General features: G+C 71.5%; 16 protein-coding genes. 6 read left to right on the top strand and 10 right to left on the bottom strand.

Annotated features, from left to right (window positions below; all coding sequences use genetic code 11):
- Positions 1-229: 229 nt before the first annotated feature.
- Both PD653B2_RS20235 and PD653B2_RS20230 read right to left on the bottom strand, forming a co-directional pair.
- Positions 230-1,711 (bottom strand): sensor histidine kinase, encoded by a 1,482-nt coding sequence (locus PD653B2_RS20235; RefSeq protein WP_085874212.1) that lies wholly within the window; start codon positions 1,709-1,711, stop codon positions 230-232.
- 53 nt (positions 1,712-1,764) lie between these two features.
- A complete protein-coding gene (locus tag PD653B2_RS20230) occupies positions 1,765-2,067 on the bottom strand; it encodes a MoaD/ThiS family protein (RefSeq protein ID WP_085874211.1) in 303 nt (100 codons plus the stop codon).
- Positions 2,068-2,154: 87 nt separating this feature from the next.
- Between PD653B2_RS20230 and PD653B2_RS20225 the strand changes: the two genes are divergently transcribed.
- Together PD653B2_RS20225 and PD653B2_RS20220 are read left to right on the top strand one after the other, a co-directional pair.
- Entirely contained in the window at positions 2,155-2,895 is a 741-nt protein-coding gene (locus PD653B2_RS20225; protein ID WP_085874210.1) for a response regulator transcription factor, read from the top strand.
- A gap of 53 nt (positions 2,896-2,948) precedes the next feature.
- Positions 2,949-4,361: a polysaccharide biosynthesis tyrosine autokinase gene (locus PD653B2_RS20220; RefSeq protein ID WP_085874209.1), complete on the top strand. Its 1,413-nt coding sequence runs from the start codon at positions 2,949-2,951 to the stop codon at positions 4,359-4,361.
- Between the two features lie 7 nt (positions 4,362-4,368).
- On the opposite strand, the gene PD653B2_RS20215 is transcribed toward PD653B2_RS20220, so the two are convergent.
- From PD653B2_RS20215 to PD653B2_RS20200, 4 genes are all read right to left on the bottom strand, one after another.
- Positions 4,369-6,123: a DUF4012 domain-containing protein gene (locus PD653B2_RS20215; protein WP_085874208.1), complete on the bottom strand. Its 1,755-nt coding sequence runs from the start codon at positions 6,121-6,123 to the stop codon at positions 4,369-4,371.
- Between the two features lie 93 nt (positions 6,124-6,216).
- On the bottom strand, positions 6,217-6,615 hold the full coding sequence (locus tag PD653B2_RS20210) for a hypothetical protein (RefSeq protein ID WP_085874207.1): 399 nt from the start codon (positions 6,613-6,615) through the stop codon (positions 6,217-6,219).
- A 173-nt stretch (positions 6,616-6,788) separates the two neighbouring features.
- Positions 6,789-7,184: a hypothetical protein gene (locus tag PD653B2_RS20205; protein ID WP_085874206.1), complete on the bottom strand. Its 396-nt coding sequence runs from the start codon at positions 7,182-7,184 to the stop codon at positions 6,789-6,791.
- Positions 7,185-7,276: 92 nt separating this feature from the next.
- Positions 7,277-8,110, bottom strand: coding sequence for a 3-keto-5-aminohexanoate cleavage protein (locus PD653B2_RS20200; protein ID WP_242665363.1), 834 nt, complete (start codon positions 8,108-8,110; stop codon positions 7,277-7,279).
- Positions 8,111-8,364: 254 nt separating this feature from the next.
- Between PD653B2_RS20200 and dtd the strand changes: the two genes are divergently transcribed.
- Both dtd and mshD read left to right on the top strand, forming a co-directional pair.
- The gene (gene dtd, locus PD653B2_RS20195; protein ID WP_085874205.1) at positions 8,365-8,817 is read left to right on the top strand and encodes a D-aminoacyl-tRNA deacylase; all 453 of its coding nucleotides are present in this window, start codon (positions 8,365-8,367) and stop codon (positions 8,815-8,817) included.
- Between the two features lie 228 nt (positions 8,818-9,045).
- Positions 9,046-9,852 (top strand): mycothiol synthase, encoded by an 807-nt coding sequence (mshD, locus tag PD653B2_RS20190; protein ID WP_085874204.1) that lies wholly within the window; start codon positions 9,046-9,048, stop codon positions 9,850-9,852.
- A gap of 108 nt (positions 9,853-9,960) precedes the next feature.
- Here the strand turns inward: mshD and PD653B2_RS20185 are convergent, their stop codons facing one another.
- The 4 genes from PD653B2_RS20185 to PD653B2_RS20170 form a co-directional block, all read right to left on the bottom strand.
- A complete protein-coding gene (locus PD653B2_RS20185) occupies positions 9,961-10,911 on the bottom strand; it encodes a YgfZ/GcvT domain-containing protein (protein WP_085874203.1) in 951 nt (316 codons plus the stop codon).
- Positions 10,908-11,339 carry a Fur family transcriptional regulator gene (locus PD653B2_RS20180; RefSeq protein ID WP_085874202.1) on the bottom strand — a complete coding sequence of 144 codons (432 nt, stop codon included), beginning with the start codon at positions 11,337-11,339 and terminating at the stop codon, positions 10,908-10,910. Before PD653B2_RS20180 ends, PD653B2_RS20185 begins: the two co-directional genes overlap by 4 nt.
- A 10-nt stretch (positions 11,340-11,349) precedes the next feature.
- Positions 11,350-11,844, bottom strand: a complete 495-nt coding sequence (locus tag PD653B2_RS20175) for an FABP family protein (RefSeq protein ID WP_085874201.1) — start codon at positions 11,842-11,844, stop codon at positions 11,350-11,352.
- 397 nt (positions 11,845-12,241) lie between these two features.
- The gene (locus tag PD653B2_RS20170) at positions 12,242-12,946 is read right to left on the bottom strand and encodes a class I SAM-dependent methyltransferase (protein WP_207559519.1); all 705 of its coding nucleotides are present in this window, start codon (positions 12,944-12,946) and stop codon (positions 12,242-12,244) included.
- A gap of 546 nt (positions 12,947-13,492) precedes the next feature.
- Between PD653B2_RS20170 and PD653B2_RS20165 the strand changes: the two genes are divergently transcribed.
- Positions 13,493-13,852, top strand: coding sequence for a DsrE family protein (locus PD653B2_RS20165; protein WP_085874199.1), 360 nt, complete (start codon positions 13,493-13,495; stop codon positions 13,850-13,852).
- Positions 13,853-13,895: 43 nt separating this feature from the next.
- Entirely contained in the window at positions 13,896-16,706 is a 2,811-nt protein-coding gene (locus PD653B2_RS25935) for a hypothetical protein (protein WP_085874198.1), read from the top strand.
- The last annotated feature ends 85 nt before the right edge of the window (positions 16,707-16,791 follow it).

The following is a 16,791-nucleotide window of genomic DNA, read 5'->3' as shown; positions in this document are numbered from 1 at the left end:
CACTCAACCCTGAACCGAAGGAGCGCCTTCCTCAACCACCGTGGGGGCAGGCGCAGAGCGCCTTCCTCAGCACCCTGGGCCAGGCGCAGAGCACCTTCCTCAACCCGTGGGACAAGCACACGGGCCTTCCCACCACCGGGCCGCGCCGCCACCGCACCGGGCGGGGCGGCCGGGCAGCGGGGATCTCGACACGGTCGCAGGGGCGACCTGCTCGATCAATGGCGCTGAGTCAAGGGGCGATGTACGGGAGCAGGACCCTGAACCGGCTGCCGACGCCGACCTCGCTCTCGACCTGCACCCTGCCACCGTGCGCCTGCACGATCGACTGGACGATGCTGAGGCCGAGACCGGCGCCGGGCGCCATCCGCACCTGGGCCTGCTGACCGCGGAAGAAGCGGGTGAAGAGCCGGTCGAGCTCCGCCTCGTCGATGCCGATGCCGGTGTCGGTGACCGCGATGTCGAGGAGGTCCTCGGTGCGCTGCAGGGAGACGGTGATCGACCCGCCGCCGTCGGAGTACTTGAGCGCGTTGGAGATCAGGTTGTCGACGACCTGCCGGAGCCGCTGGCCGTCGACCATCGCGACCACGTCGTCGGCAGCATCCGCGAGGAGGGTGACCCGCGCCGCCTGCGCGGACGGGATGGCGGCCTCGACGGCCTGCTGGACGAGGAGGCGGAGATCGATCGCCGACCGGGCCAGCTGCAGGCCGCTGTCCCTGACCTGCGCGACGTGCAGGAGGTCACCGACGAGGTGTCTGAGGCGCACCGCGTTGCGCTCGATCACCCGGACCTGCTGAGCCATGTCCGCCGGCAGGTCGGTGCGGTCGGCGAGCAGCTCGAGGTGACCGAGGACGGCCGTCAGCGGGGTCCGCAGCTCGTGGGAGACCGACGCGACGAACTCGTCCTTCACGTCGAGAGCGCGCATGAAGTCGGTGACGTCGGTGTAGGCCAGCGCCGCACCGGCGAAGCCGCCCTCCTGGTCGTGGACCGTGCGCGCCGACACCGACAGGGCCCGCCGCGTGATCGTGTCGTCGCCGATCCACATCCGTACGTCGTCGAACTCCTCGCCCTGGGAGGCGCGGTAGGTCGGCATCTCCTCGCGCGACAGCCGGGCGACCCCGTCGGACCCGTACACCGCACCAGTCTGGCCGGCGAGGCCCTCGTGCCCGTCCGGGAAGGCCAGCGCCATGAAGTCGCGATGGCGTCGGTTCATCGTCTCGTAGCGCCCGGACCGGTCGATCAGCACGAGACCGACGTCGACGCTGTCGTACACCGCCTCCGCCAGCCGACGCTGGTGGTCGAGCATCTCCGCGGCGACCGCGAGCCGGCGCTCGTACTCCTGCTGGGCCGTGACGTCGAGGATCTGGGAGATGAAGTGGATCGGCGAGCCGTCCTCCGACCGGAGCAGCGCCACGGAGAGGTCGCCCCAGACGAGATGGCCGTCAGCGTGGATGTAGCGCTTGCGGATCCGGTACGACGAACGCGCGCCCGCGAGCGTCTCCTCCAGCAGGGCGAGGTCAGCGGCGAGATCCTCCGGATAGGTGATCTCCTGGAAGGTCATCGTGCGGAGCACCTGCTCGGGGTACCCGAGCATCTCGCAGAACGCCCGGTTGGCCACGAGCAGCTCGCCCCCCTGGCCGACCAGCGTCATCCCGATCGGGGAGTGCTCCATCGTGAGACGCCACAGCTGCTCGGACTCCGAGACCTGGTCCACGAGCAACCTCCTTCGGGCGATCTCCTGGGCACCAGCGTCTCAGAGCGTCGGCGTCAGCCCCCGGCGAACGGCGGTAGGAATTCCACCGACGAGCCGGGCGCTACGAGGATCTCGCCGGGCTCCTCGGTGTTGACCGGGCGGTCACCGACCAGCGTCGAGCAGATCTGGAGCACGTCGCCCAGGCGGGTGCCGGGGTGCAGGACGAGCGCCCGGCGCACGACCTCGGCGAGGGTGATCGGGCCGTCGACGGGCAGGTCGTCGCCTGCCACACCGGCCGCTGAGCGGGCCGAGGCCCAGTAGTGGACGTGGATGACTTCGGTCTCAGTTCCGCTGGAACCTTCCGATGCGACGCCCATGTTTCGGTATTGTTCACCACGAGAGACATCGGCCGAAGCCCAGCGTTGCGTTTCGGTCCCCGCCCCGTCACGGGAGGAGACCAGTACATGAGCACGCTCTTGCTTCTCACCAGCGCTCTCCAGCCGTCCGCCGAGGTCCTTCCTGGACTGGCGCTGCTGGGCCACCAGGTGAAGATCCTCCCGGCCGAGGGCAGCGCCCTCCTCGAGGCACCCGACTCCGACCTGCTCCTCGTCGACGGACGCCAGGACCTCGCGCACGCCCGCGACCTGTGCCGCCTGATCCGCACGACCGGCACCGACGTCCCGGTGCTGCTGATCTGCACCGAGGGCGGCCTCGCCGTCGTGCTCCACGACTGGGGCATGGACGACGTCGTCCTCCACACCTGTGGTCCGGCCGAGCTCGAGGCGCGGATCAAGCTCGCGATCGGCCGACTGGCCGCGCGCCGCGAGGCCGACGACCCCGAGTCGCACGTCATCCGCTCGGGCGAGGTGGTGGTCGACGACGCGACGTACACCGCGAAGATCGGGGGCCGCGCGCTCGAGCTGACGTTCAAGGAGTTCGAGCTACTCAAGTTCCTCGCTCAGCATCCGGGCCGTGTCTTCAGCCGCCAGCAGCTCCTGCAGGAGGTGTGGGGCTACGACTACTTCGGCGGCACCCGCACCGTCGACGTGCACGTGCGCCGGTTGCGCGCAAAGCTCGGGCCCTCCAACGAGACCCTGATCGGCACCGTGCGCAACGTCGGTTACCGGTTCGTGCTGCCGACGAAGGACGCCAAGGCCGTCGCCGCCGACGCTCGCGAACCGGAGCCCGCTCAGGCTGAGGCATAGAGCAGCTTCCGACTCGTCTAGACTCCCGGCAAAACCGATGAAGGGGCGCCGGCGTGGAGTTGCGTGACTACCTGCGAGTGCTGCGACGGCGCTGGCCGCTGATCGTTGCCTGCACCGTGGTTGTGGTAGCCGCAGCCGCTGCCGTCACGTTCACCACGACGCCCCAGTACCAGTCGTCGGCGCGGCTCTTCGTCACCACGTCCACGACCGACACTGCCTCGGACTCCTACCAGGGTGGCCTCTTCTCAGCGCAGCGCGTCACGTCGTATGCCGATCTCGTGAAGAGCCGGGAGCTCGCCACGACGGTCGCCGACGACCTCGGCCTCGACATATCTGCGGGAGAGCTGGCGGGCAAGGTCTCAGCCTCGGTCGTGCCTGACACCGTGAACCTCGAGATCTCGGTCACCGACCCGAGCCCCTCGCGCGCCCAGGCGCTCGCCCAAGCCTATGCCCTGGGCCTCGTCGACCTGGTGCGAGAGCTGGAGACCCCCAGCGGTGAGAAGACGGCGCCGATCAAGGCCACGATCGTCGACCCCGCCACCCGGCCCGGCACGCCCGTCTCGCCACAGCCGGTGCGCAACTTGGCGCTCGGGCTGATCCTCGGCCTGCTGCTGGGCGCCGGAGCCGCCGTCCTGCGCGACCTGCTCGACACCACGATCAAGTCCACCGAAGACCTCGCCGCCTGCACGGATGCCCCCGTCCTCGGTGGGATCGCCTTCGACTCCGCCGCCCGGCAACGACCGCTGGTGTCGTCCCTCGACTCCCACGCCCCACGAGTCGAGGCCTTCCGCGTCTTGCGGACCAACCTGCAGTTCGTCGAGGTCGACCACGCCGCCAAGGTGTTCGTGGTCACCTCCGCGCTGCCTGAGGAGGGCAAGACCTCCACCGCCGTCAACCTCGCCCTCACCCTCGCGCAGGCCGGTCATCGGACCCTACTCATCGAGGCCGACCTGCGGCGTCCGAAGGCCGCCGCCGTCCTCAACCTCGACAACGCGGTCGGCGTCACGACGGTGCTGCTGGGCCGGGTGACCGCCGAAGACGCCATCCAGAAGCACGCCGACAGCGAGCTCGACGTGCTCGCCAGCGGGGCGATCCCCCCGAATCCGGCGGAGCTGCTGCAGTCGAACGCCATGGCCGACCTGGTCAAGCAGCTGCGCGCCGACTACGACATGGTCGTCGTCGACGCTCCTCCGCTGCTGCCTGTCACGGATGCGGCGCTGCTCGCAACCCAGGCCGATGGGGCGCTGCTGGTCGTGCGCTACGGCCGCACCACCAAAGACCAGCTCACCCAGGCGGCCGAGCGGCTCCGCCAGGTCGACGCCAGCCCGGTGGGCGTCGTGCTCAACATGGTGCCGAACAATCGCCGGGCGGCGGGCTATGGCTACGGCTACGGCTACGGCTACGCGCCGAGCTCGCCGGTGACCGAAACCTCCCGCAAGCGACGCGGCCGGCGCCGCAGCGAGTGATCCGAGCTCAAGAACAGACGCTCGCCGGAGTCGAGGATGACGACTTCGCGGCGATCGACGGCGTCACCGTGACCCGGGCGCCGTCAGTTTGCCCAGGTCCGGTCTTCATCGACCACGTCACGTCGACAGTCTCCCCCGGGGTGAGGTAGACGTAGGCCGACGTCACCGGGCGGCCGTCCTGGACGAGGTCGCCGGGCGGGAACTCCTTGGCGTTGATCGAGAACCCGTCGATGGTGCCGCCGACCGGGCCGAAGATCCGCACCGTGACGATCTGATTGCCAGGTTCGACCCCGAACTTCCCGGCACCCGTGATGTAGCCGGGCAGGCTCGCGGCGTCTGCCGGAGCATCGGAGGTGAGTCGTGCGTGCGCCGACAGACCTTGCACGCCGTCCTCGCAGTAGGTCGACATCACATGCACGGAGTAGCGCAGGTAGTAGGACATCTTGGCGCCCGTAGTGTCGTTGAGGGTGACGTTGACCAGCGGGGTCGACGTGGCCTCGGTGCCGAGCTCGCCGGCCACCCGGGTGCCGGCCAGCGCCGACTGCTCGTCCTCGTCGAAGGAGTGCACGTAGATGCGCCCCTCATCGGCGCCGCGGGCAAGCGCGCTCAGCAGGTCACGAGGGGCCGCTCCGCCGCCGGACGACACGGCACCGAAGACCGTGCGGGCAACGTCGCGGAAGAAGCGGTCCTGCCGATCCGGGTCCGGGTAACGCAGGTAGACCTGGTGCAGGAGCTCATCGACGGCGTTGTCGGAGGAGAGCGTGACGTCGCCGACCTGGACCGGGCCGGTCGCCGCGAGCAGGTAGGAGATCGCGACCGGGTCGAGCGACAGGACGCCATCGAGGTCGTCGCCGTAGACCTCCTCCCAGCGGGCGCGCATCAGGTCGGCGGTGCGCGGGAAGTCGGGGGTGAAGTTGGCGTCCAGGAAGTAGGTGCCGAGCTGGGCACCGTAGAGCAGTCGCTCGACCTCGGAGAGTGGCAGGACCGGACTCTGTCGCTGGCCGAACGAATTCGCAGCCACCTGTCGGGTCAGCTCGATCTTGCCGTCCCGGGCCCGGACGAGCGACACCGCCCCCGGCAGGCCGCCCGTGGCTCGGATCTCGGCGTTGTTCTGGAAGACGAGCAGGTAGTGGCGGCTCTCCCCGTCGCCGAGCATCGAGGGCAGCACGTCAAGGGCGGTCTCGGCCGAATTCATCGCCTCCGCGGCGTCGGACACCTTGCCGGCGAGCTCGCGGTACCTGTCGCGGAGCCGCTGGACAAACCCGCCGGAGTCTTCTGCCGCCAACCGGCGGTCGGCATCGGCGAGGGCGTCTCGGGCCTGGGCGACCGGCTCCTGGAGGCTGCGCACGGCGGCGATCGAGACCCGGCCGTTCCTGGGCAGCAACGCGTCCAGGCGAGACGCGGTCCGGGCGAGGGGTTCGAGTCCGTCGTTGCTCAGGTCGGCCATCACGTCACTGACGACGCGGACGCCTCGGGCGTCATCCCCGACGACGGGTGCGTGCGTGAGCAGGCCCCAGGACACGCCGTCGGTGCGGTCGGACGCCGCCGCGCTGTGCTCCTGGAGGTCAGCGAGGGACCGGTCGATGCTCGCTTGGTCGCCGTCTTCGAGGGCGGTCTGCAGCGCGGCTGCGTCGTCCGCGGCGGCGCCGAGGTCGCGGTTGACCTGCCAGGCCTGCCAGCCGAGCCACCCGCCGACCAGCACCAGCACGCCCAGCAGCAGGATGATGACGGTGGTCACCGGCCGTGGCCCCAGAACGCGCATGCCGACCAGCCTAGAGGTCGTCACCCGGCCAGGGTGAAAACATGACGAAGGCCCTCGAAGCGCTCGGCTTCAAGGGCCTTCGAACGGTCGGGGTCAGCTGACCGTCAGCGACTTGATCGTGTGCGAGCCCTTGCACGGGCTCCGGAACGCCGGGATGAAGCGGATCTTGATGAAGTACTTGCCCGGCTTGTCGAGCGTGACGGTGAAGGTCTTGTTGTCGCCATCGGTGTCCTTGTTCTTCCGGAAGACGTCGCCTCCGGCCTTGTGGACCTTCATCACGAACGTGCCCTGGCACGGCTGGCCGTTGGACGACACGCCGAGCTTCGCCTTGACCTTGAACGGCTTGCCGGGCTCGGCGTGCTTGGGCACCGACGAACTCGACTGGGTCGGGATGTAGCCCGGGTATCCGTCGTGGGGCCCGGCGAACGCCGTCGTCGCGGTGCCCGGCACCAGCAACGCCGACGCGATCAGTCCGGCGGCGAGCTTCTTCATGGCGTCCCCCAGGGATGCGGTGTGACCTGTCCGATGAACGACCAGTCAATCACAGCATCCGGGATTTGGGGACTGCCCATTTGGGCACATCTGCACCGGTCTCGACGCCGATGTGGCTGCAAACTGGGCCGAGGCCCCCACCTGCGGCGCGGGCCTCGACGGGTAGCTCAGTCTCAGACGACCTTGACCGTGGTGACGTCGTGCGAGCCCTTGCACGGGCTGTTGTCGGCCGGGATGAAGCGCAGCTTGATGGTCCAGGTGCCCTTCGTGCCGAGCTTGAGGGAGAAGGCGTGACTGTCGCCGCCGGTCTTGGAGACCTTCTTCTTGACGTGGTCGCCGTCGGTGACCCTCAGGACGTAGCGTCCCTTGCACGGCGAGCCATCGGAGGCGACGTCGACCTTGGCCTTGACCTTGAACTTCTCACCCTGGTCGACCTTGTCGGGCGCCTTGGTGGTGCTCTCGGTCGGGATGGTGCCGGGGTAGCCGTCGCCCGGCCCGGCGAACGCGCTCGAGGCCGTGCCCGGGATGAGCAGGGCAGCGGCTACCAAGGCGGCAGTCATGGTCTTCATCGTCGAACTCCCCATGTAGGCGTGCGGCTGAGAGCCGCTTCGTCGTTCTCGGCAGGCTACAGGAAGAACGGGCCGAACCCCTCCGCGGCGTGTCACAGACCGAGAAGGGACCGGGCCGCCGCGACCGGCATCGGCGGCCGCTGCACCGAGGTGGCCAGCACCGCCGCCCGCTCCACGAGCTGGGCGTTGCGCTCCACCGGCACCCCCTTCGCGAGGGTGAGCACGTCCTCCATGCCGACGCGGAGGTGACCGCCCATCGAGAGCGCCGCCAGCGCCACCGACAGCGTGCTGCGGCCGATGCCGGTGGCCGACCAGCTGGTGACCTCGGGCGGCAGCAGGGCGACACCGGCGACCAGGGCGGGGGTCGTGCCGGGCATCCCCCCGGGCACACCCATCACGAAGTCGCAGTGCACCTTCTCGCCGTACGGGAGGCCGTAGGTGTCGAGCAGCCGCTGCAGGGCGTGCACGTGGCCGAGGTCGAAGAGCTCGAACTCGGGGACGACCTGCCGCTCCTGGCTCAGCTGGTAGAGCTCACAGACGAAGGGCCACGGGTTGGAGAAGACGTCGTCACCGAAGTTCGTCGTCCCCATCGTCAGGCTGCACGAGTCGGGTTGGGCGTCGAGCACCTCGAGACGCTGCGACAGGGGGTCGTGGACCGAGCCGCCGGTGGACAGCTGGACGATCAGGCCGGTCGACTCGCGCAGCGCCTGGACCGTGTCGCGCAGGCGGGTCTGGTCGAGGGTCGGGCGGTGGTCAGCGTCGCGGATGTGCACGTGGATCATCGCCGCGCCCGCCGCCTCGCACTCCTGCGCGGTCCGGACGAGCTCCTCGAGCGTGGTCGGCAGCTGCGGGCAGTCGTCCTTGGAGGTCTCCGCCCCGGTCGGCGCGACCGTGATCATGGTGTGGGTGTGTGACGTCGTTGGCACAGCCGCATCGTGCCAGACCGAGATCCCGGCGTGGTCGAGGAGGTTGCGCAGCAAGGCGCGCGCTTGCCCGGCACCCCCGATAGGCAACCTCGACCCAGGACCGCGCTCGGCTCACCGGGTTTCGAGACGGGACTTCGTCCCTCCTCAACCAGCGGGCCGGAGTGGTTGAGGAGGTTGCGCAGCAACCGGCAGTCCCGGTGGTTGAGGAGGTTGCGCAGCAACCGTCTCGAAACCACCTGCGCGAGACTGCTTCCGTGCGAGCCGTCATCCACCGTGTCCTGCGGGCGAGCGTCACCGTCGACGACGTCGTCGTCGGCGCGATCGACGAGCCGGGACTGTTGGTCTACCTGGGGGTGACCCATGGCGACGGCGACGACGAGATCCGCTGGATGGCGCGCAAGGTCTGGGAGCTCCGGCTGCTGCGCGACGAGCAGTCCGCCTCGGAGACCGGTGCTCCTGTCCTCGTGGTCAGCCAGTTCACGTTGTACGGCGACGCGCGCAAGGGCCGACGGCCGACGTGGCAGGCCGCAGCACCGGGGACCGTCAGCGAGCCGGCGTACGACGCCGTCTGCGCGGAGCTCGAGCGGCTCGGCGCACGTGTCGCGCGCGGCGTGTTCGGCGCCGACATGAGGGTCGAGTCCGTCAACGACGGGCCCGTCACGCTGCTCCTCGACAAGGAGCCGGTCACGGCATCCGGAGCGCCCTGATCACGAAGTAGAGCGCGACCAGGGTCAGCACCGTGAGACCGATCCACTGGATGGCGACCTTCAGTTGTCTCTCGACCACGGGGTCGAGCCTCTTCCTGCGGCGATGAGCCATGCTGGTGTCCCCCGAATGAAGTAGTCGGCAGGCTACTCACCTGGCGCCGACGAGGGGCCGGGATCCGAGTATTCGCCTGTGAACATTGCGTGACGGGCGGTCTCTAAGGTGGGGCCGTGGACACGATCGAGACCATCGCCGCGGCCGCGGGAGAAGCAGACGGCACGGACCCCCTCGACGAGGCGACCCGGCGCGCACTGCGCAACCACCCCGACTCGGTGCAGACGTGGACGCGCGACGGCGGGTTCGCGCTGCTCATCGGCAGCGAGCTCTCGCTCGTCGTGCATCCCGACGCGCGTGGTCGGGGTCTGGGGCGGGCACTCCTGGAGGTCGCGACGGCGGACACCGACGGCGAGCTGAGCGCCTGGTCGCACGGCGACCACCCGGCCGCCGCGCGGCTGGCCGCGACACACGGCTTCGAGCGGGTGCGCGAGCTGCGGGTGATGAGGCGTCCGACCGCGGACCCGCTGCCGCCCCTCGTCGTACCCGCCGACCTGACCGTGCGCGGCTACCGGCCGGACGACGCCGACGAGATCGTGCGCATCAACGCCGCCGCCTTCGCCCACCACCCCGAGCAGGGCGCGATGGACGCCGCCGAGCTAGCCGAGCGAATGGCCGAGCCGTGGTTCGACCCGGCCGGCCTGCTGGTCGCGACCGACGGCGAGGCGCTGCTCGGCTTCCACTGGACCAAGCAGCACTCACCCGAGCTCGGCGAGGTGTACGTCGTCGGCATCGACCCCACCGCGCAGGGCCGCGGCCTCGGCAAGCTGCTGACGCTCGCGGGGTTGCATCACTTGGCGGACCAGGGGGTACACGAGGTCTTGTTGTACGTCGAGTCCGACAACGAGCCCGCGATCGCTGTCTACTCGGGCCTCGGCTTCAGGCACGACGCCGCGGACACGCACGTCATGTATCGACGCTGACAGGAGACGCACATGTTCGGAATCGGACTGGTGGAGGTCGCGGTCTTCGTCGTCGGCCTGGTGCTCGTGGTGTGGGCCGGCGTGGCGATCATGCGCCGCTGAGGCGCGTCAGCGCAGCGGGCGCACGTGCAGCCCGACCTCGGGATCGACCAGGACCTCCTGGGCGACGGGCATGCCGTCGACCGTCAGCTCGATGTCGAGCGGCACGTTGCGCTTGACCATCGCCAGCGCGATCGGGCCGAGCTCGTGGTGGCGCGCGGACGTGCCGACGAACCCGACGACCTTGTCGCCCTGGAGCAGGTCGGCGCCGACCGGCGGGAGACGGTTCTCGGAGCCGTCGAGGTGGAGCAGCGTCAGGCGCCGCGGCGGCCGGCCCAGGGTGTGCACGCGGGCGACCGTCTCCTGGCCGCGGTAGCAGCCCTTGTCGAGGTGGACGGCCGGACCAATCCAACCCGCCTCGTTGGGGATCGTGCGGTGGTCGGTGTCCAGCCCGAGGCGCGGCTCGCCCCGGGCGATGCGCAGCGCCTCGAACGCCCACAGCCCGCCGGCCGGGCCGGCGGCTTCGGCGTACGCGGTGAGCCGGTCGCGCGGCACGAACTCGTAGCCGGCGTACGGGCCGTCGGCCGCGGCCGACGGGCGCCAGGCGACGGCGAGCTCGTCGGTGACCTCGCCGACCTCGACGCGCATCATGAAGCGCATCCGGTCGAGGAACGCCACCAGCGCGGCGGCGGCGCCGGGCTCGGTGTGGGCGGTGAACGACTCACCGTCGTCGTAGCCGTAGAACGCGTGCTCGACGTGGCCGTTCGGGCTCAGGATCAGTGCGCCGGTCCAGACCTTCGGGGCGAGGGACTCGAAGTGCTGGGACGTCAGCGAGTGCAGCCAGGTGAGGCGGTCGGGCCCGGAGACGCGGACCACGTCGCGGTGGGAGAGGTCGACGAAGCCCTCGCCCGCCTCCAGCGTGCGCTGCTCGCCGTTGAACGAGCCGTAGTGCGCCGCCACGTCGCGGTCGATCCCGTCCGCGGCCACAGCCCCGGGCAGGTCCAGCAACGGGCTCCTCATGGGTTCTCCTCATCCGTGGGTCGACACTCGACGCAGTGTCCGAAGACGGCCAGGTGACCGATGTCGATCACGAAGCCCTGCTCGCGCTCGAGCCGCTCGGCGAGCGGGGCGACCACATCAGGGTCAACCGAGATGACGGTGTGGCAATTCCGGCAGACCAGGTGGAAGTGCTCGTGGTCGGTGACGGAGTGGTACGTCGGGGCGCGGTCGGAGAGGTGCGCGTGGCGGACCAGGCCGAGCTCCTCGAGCACCTCGAGGGTCCGGTAGACCGTGGAGACGTTGACCGCGCTGGACTGCGAGCGGACCTCGGCGTACACCTCGTCGGGCGTCGCGTGGCCGAGCTTCTCGACAGCGCGCAGGACGAACTGCCGCTGGGGGGTGAGCCGGTAGCCCTCCTTGCGCAGGCGCTGGGCGAGCTCGTCACTCACGGGCGCGACCTCACAGCCGGATCAGCCGCGCCCACAGGTGCGGCTGGAGGGTCTGGCCCATCGCGGCCATGTCGTAGGCGTAGAGCAGGTCGCCCTCGACGTTGCCGTAGAGGCGCTTGCCGGCGGTGTACTCCTTGGCGGTCTCGGTGCGCGCGACCGCGTCGGTGACCAGCTCGAGCTTGCCGTCGCCGGCCTCGCCGTGCCAGATCTCCACGAAGCCGGTGTTGTGGCTCAGGAGGAGCTCGACCTTGCCGCCGGGCTGGCAGCGCAGGAAGCCGGCCTCCTGGGCGGCCTCGCGGACCACCTCGCCCTCCTCGTCGACGATCCACGCGCGCGAGAAGTAGTGGAAGAACGGGCGCCCGTCGTGGGTGAACACGAGCTCCTGGCCGTATTGGAACGGCTCGATCGTCGGGTAGTCGCCGTGGCCGCGACCGCCCCATCGACCCAGCAGCCAGGCCACGGGTCCGCAGTCGGGGTGGAGGTTCTCGGGGAGCTCGAACGGCATGGGCTCACTCTAGGGTGGGCGGCACGCCTGGCCCACTCGTCGCGAGGGTCACCTCACGCTCGACGTCCGGGTGGTTGTCTGGAGGCCCCCTCCTGGACAGCCCACTGCCTCGACAGAGGGTGCCGTCGTCCAGCTCCCGGCGAGTAACGGCACAGACGACACTGTCGCAGTCAGGCAGTCCTCACCGCCCTCGACGCATGCGACGTGGGAATAGTTCGGGGCAGGCCCAGCACGACATGCGAGCTCGTGCCGCCGTGGCTCAGGTCAGGCACGACCCTCGATCTGACCGGCTGCAGGGTGCTCCTCAACTCCGGTTCCAACTGCAACGTGCTCACTCACCACGCGTGCGTGACCGGCCCGTGCGCCGACCAGACGACCCGGACGAAGTCGACGGGCTCTACTCCGGCGCCACGAACTGGGCGAGCCCGATCCCCGATCCTGGGTACCAGTGACTCGCCGGCCACTCATGCCAGTACGTGAAGCTGCGCCCCGTCTTCTCAGCCCACGACGGCAGCGCATCCGTCACGTGGGAGTTGTCGCTGAGGACCACCGCCCCACGGGCGAGCCGCTCTTCGACAGCCTCGAACTCCGCATACTCGTGCTCACGCGTGTGCAGGCTGTCGTGAAGGAAGAGGTCGACTGGCGCTACCAGTTCGGCGAGCACGGCCAACGAATCGCCGACGACCCTGTCCGTCACGGCGGCGTACCTCCCGGTGATGAGGTAGCCCGAGGCGCTGTTCACGTCGACCGTGGTCAGGCGTCCGGAGCCATTGCGCAGAAGCGCAGCAGCGAGCACGACGGAACCGAGACCTTTGTCGGTCCCTGTCTCCACGACGTGACTTGGGCGCATCGCCCGGACGAGGGCATACCAGCCGAGCCGTTTCCCGAGGCGAACCTCGTCGTCGGCCAGTCCGCGCCGATCGCTAACTCGAGTGGCGGCGAGGACGTGCTCGATCAGATCGGCGTCGTGGTCAGCCTCGTCGATGTAGTCCCGCACGACAGAGACAGGCGTACCTGCAGCGTTGGCCACCCACCATGCGAGGTGCTCGCGGTTGAGTGGCTGCAGGTCATAGGTGAAGTTCGTGTGCTCTCGAGACTTCACCAGCCATCGCGCAGAGTTGCGGAGTACGCCTACGTCATGCCGAGCGACCATCCGAGCGCGGCCCGGGAATGCGGCGACACGAGCCATGGGCGATGTCGCGATCCGCTGACGGAGAGACATGGTTGGCGATCCTACGGCGCTCTCAGCGCGCGACTGCCCAGACGATGTAGATCAGCGTCGCCGCTACGAGGGCACCCAAGATCAGCCACACGAGACGCTCGCTATCGCCGACCATGGCCGGACCCTACCCCGCCGAGACGATGCGATACCTGCCGTGTGATGAGAGGCGGCCGGCGATTCCAGAACAGCAATTGAGCAATCAGAGGGAACGAGTGTCCGCCGTGATCTGTTGGCTCCGCACAATCGGCTGCTCGTGCATGACGCATTCTCTTACTTCATTCACGCGGCTACCCCGAGAACGCTACGACCGCTCAACTAGGACTAGTCGCCGCGGCGCTGTCAGTCGTCGCCTCTGCCTGACCGTTTCCATGGTCGCCGCGAGGACACCCCGCCTATGAGCAGAACAAGGATCAGTAGCGTGACCTCATGCCTCGCCCACTCGTCGTCAAGGTCACCTGCGGAGCCGACGACCCCGAGCGCGCCAACCAGGGTCTCACCGTCGCCGCCACCGCGCTGAGCGCGGGCGCTGACGTCAGCCTGTGGCTGACCGGCGAGGGCGCGTGGTTCGGCGTACCGGGCCGGGCGGACGTCGCGCTGCCCCAGGCCGCGCCGGCCGCGGACCTGGTCGCGGCGGTGCTCGCGGGTGGTCGGGTCACGGTGTGCACGCAGTGCGCGGCGCGCCGCGAGATCACCGAGGACGACGTGCTGGCCGGTGTTCGCATCGCGGGAGCTGCGGCCTACATCGAGGAAGTGCTCGCGCCGGACGTGCAGGCGCTGGTGTACTGACTCATCGACAACACCCGCCTCATCAACCCCTAGGTTTCCGCTGATGACCACGAACGACCCGGGCAACGCGCGCTGGTGGCAACGCAAGGCTGATCTCGAGCCCGCGTCGACCCCCGACGAGCCGACGACGCCCCCGAGCGTGCCCGAGCCCGCAGTGCGCACGCCCGCCGACCTGCAGGCCGCGATCGAGCGCGCCGCCGAGCTGCGCCGCCGCGCCGAGCAGGCCGCCGCCGAGCAGGCCGCGGAGCGGCTGGTCGCCGAGGAGTCCGCCCGCGACTCCGCGCTGGCTCGCCTCGAGGCCGACCGCCGCGCCGAGGAGCACGCCAACGCCGCCGCGGAGGCCCACCAGGCCCGCCTCGCCGCCGAGCAGGCCGGCGCCGCCCACGCCGAGGAGCGCGCCCGGCTCGAGGAGGCTGCGACCGACGCGGCACGGGGCCGCGACGAGGCCGAGGCGTCCGCCCGCAAGTTCGTCGACGCGGCCAAGGTCGCCACCGCGCTCCGCCTCGCCGCCGAGCAGGCCGCCGCCCAGCAGGCCGTCGACCGCACCGCCGCCGAGGAGTCCGCGCGGCTCGCCGCCGAAGCGGCCGAAGCCGCCTACGCCCTGCGGACCGAGGCCGAGGAGGCAGCGCAGGCTGCCCGCGCCGACGCCGAGGAGGCGGCCCGCGCCGCCCGGGTCGAGGCCGAGCAGGCCTCCCGGTCCTACGCCGAGCGCGCGGCAGCCGCGACCGCCGCCCGTGAGGAGGCCGACCGGGCCGCCCGCGCGGCTGCCGAGTCGGCCGCCGCCGCCCACGAGGAGCGCGCGGCCGCCGAGGCGCGCGCCCAGGAGCTCGCCGAGGAGCTGGCCGCCGCCCACCGGGCCGCGACCGAGCGCTCCGAGGCCCAGGCGGCGGCGTACGACGAACGCCTCGCGGCCACCGCCCAGCAGCACGAAGAGGCCCTGGCTGCCAGCGCCCGCGCCCGCCAGGCGTCCGACGAGCGCGCGGCCCAGCAGGCGCAGGCCCGCGCGGAGGCCGAGGCGGCCGCCGCCGAGCAGGCCCAGGAGCGGGCCGCCGCGGACCAGGCGGCAGCCGAGCAGGCGCGCCTGGCGGCCCAGGCGCACGCCGCCCGCGCCGCTGCCGAGGAGGCCGCCCGCGCGGAGACCGAGCTCGCCACCGAGGCCACGACCATGCGCGAGGCGGCCGACCGGGCCGCGCTCGCTGCCGACGAGAAGGCCGCCCTCGCCCACCAGGCCCGCGAGTCGGCCGAGGCGCGCGCCGAGGAGCTGGCCCGCCACCTGACGGAGGCCCGCCAGGCCCACGAGGACGCCGTCCGGGTGTCCACCGATGCGCGTACGGCGGCCGAGCACGCCGCCGCCGAGCAGGCCACCGCCCGTGCGGAGGCCGAGGAGGTCGCGGCCGAGCAGGCCCGCCAGCGGGCCGCCGCCGACGAGTCCGCGGCCGACCACGCCCGGCGCGCCGACGAGGCCCACACCGCCCGCCTCGCCGCCGAGGAGAGCGCCGCGGCACAGACCGCCGCCGCCGCGGCAGCCCAGCTCGCCCGCACCACCGCCGAGGAGGCGGCCCGCCACCAGGCCGCCGCTGCCGCCCAGGCCGCCGCCGCGGAGGAGGCGGCGCACCGCACCGCCTCCGACCTCGCCGAAGCCCTGCGCATCGCCCACGAGGCGCGGATCGCCGCCGACGAGAAGGCGCGCACCCACGCCGACCTGGCTCGCGAGGCGCACGAGGCCCGGATCACCGCCGAGACGACCGCGGCCGAGTCGGCCGCCGCGCGCGAAGCGGCCGAGGAGACGGCCCGTGTCCAGACCGAGTCGGCCCACGCCGCCCAGGCGGCGCGTCAGACCGCCGAGGTCATGGCCCGCGAGGCCACCGAGCGGGCGGCGACCGCTCAGGCCGCACGCGCCGAGGCCGAGATCCGCGCCCGTGAGCAGGCCGACGCCGCCGCCCAGGCAGCGACCGACCAGGCGTCCGCCCACCAGCGCGCCGAGCAGCAGGCCGAGCAGGCCCGCCTCGCCCACGACGCCCGCGCCGCGGCCGACGCCACCGCCCAGGAGCAGGCCGCCGCCCGCGAGGAGGCCGAGCGCGCCGCCGCGGAGTCGGCCGCCGCCCGCCAGCAGGCGGAGGAGACCGCCCGGGTCCAGACCGAGGCGGCCACCGCCGCCGAGGCCGCACGGGAGGCCGCCGAGGAAGCCGCCCGCGCTGCCGCGGAACGGGCCGACGCCGCCCAGCAGGCCCGCGAGCAGGCCGAGATGCGCGCCCGCGAGCAGGCCGAGGCAGCCGCCGCGGCGGCGACCGACCAGACGTCCGCCCACCAGCGCGCCGAGCAGCAGGCCGAGCAGGCCCGCCTCGCCCACGACGCCCGCGCCGCGGCCGACGCCACCGCCCAGGAGCAGGCCGCCGCCCGCGAGGCGGCCGAGCGCGCCGCCGCGGAGTCCGCGGCCGCGCACCGCGCCGCCGAGGACGACGCCCACGCCCACGCCGAGCTCGCCCGCCAGGCCGCGGCCGACCGGCAGGCCGCCGAGGACCGGCTCCGCGAGGTCCTCGAGGAGTCCGCCGCGGCGGCGGCCCAGCAGGCCGCCGAGCTGCGCGCCGCGATCGAGGCGCGGGAGTCCGCCGAGCGTGAGGCGGCCGAGCAGGCCCGTCTGCGCGGCGAGGCCGAGGAGGCGGCGTCCCGGCGAGCCGCCGACCGGAGCGCCGTCGAGGCCGCCGTACGACGGCAGGCGGAGATCGCCGAGGAGGCGATGAACGACCGGGTCGCCGCCGAGGAGAAGGCCCGCGACCTCGCGGTCGAGCTGGAGAAGACCCGGGCCGAGCTGCTGGAGCTGCAGAGCAAGAAGGGCTGGTTCCGGTCGAAGTGAGGCCGGCGACACTGTCCAGACCAGGTCCGCAAATCTGAGCAACTGCACCCGCACCGACGTCAGGGCTCCATAACATCCTGGTCGG

The sequence above is a fragment of the Nocardioides sp. PD653-B2 genome, from assembly GCF_002117935.1.
Lineage (GTDB): Bacteria > Actinomycetota > Actinomycetes > Propionibacteriales > Nocardioidaceae > Nocardioides.
This window is presented reverse-complemented; position numbering and strand designations above follow the sequence as displayed.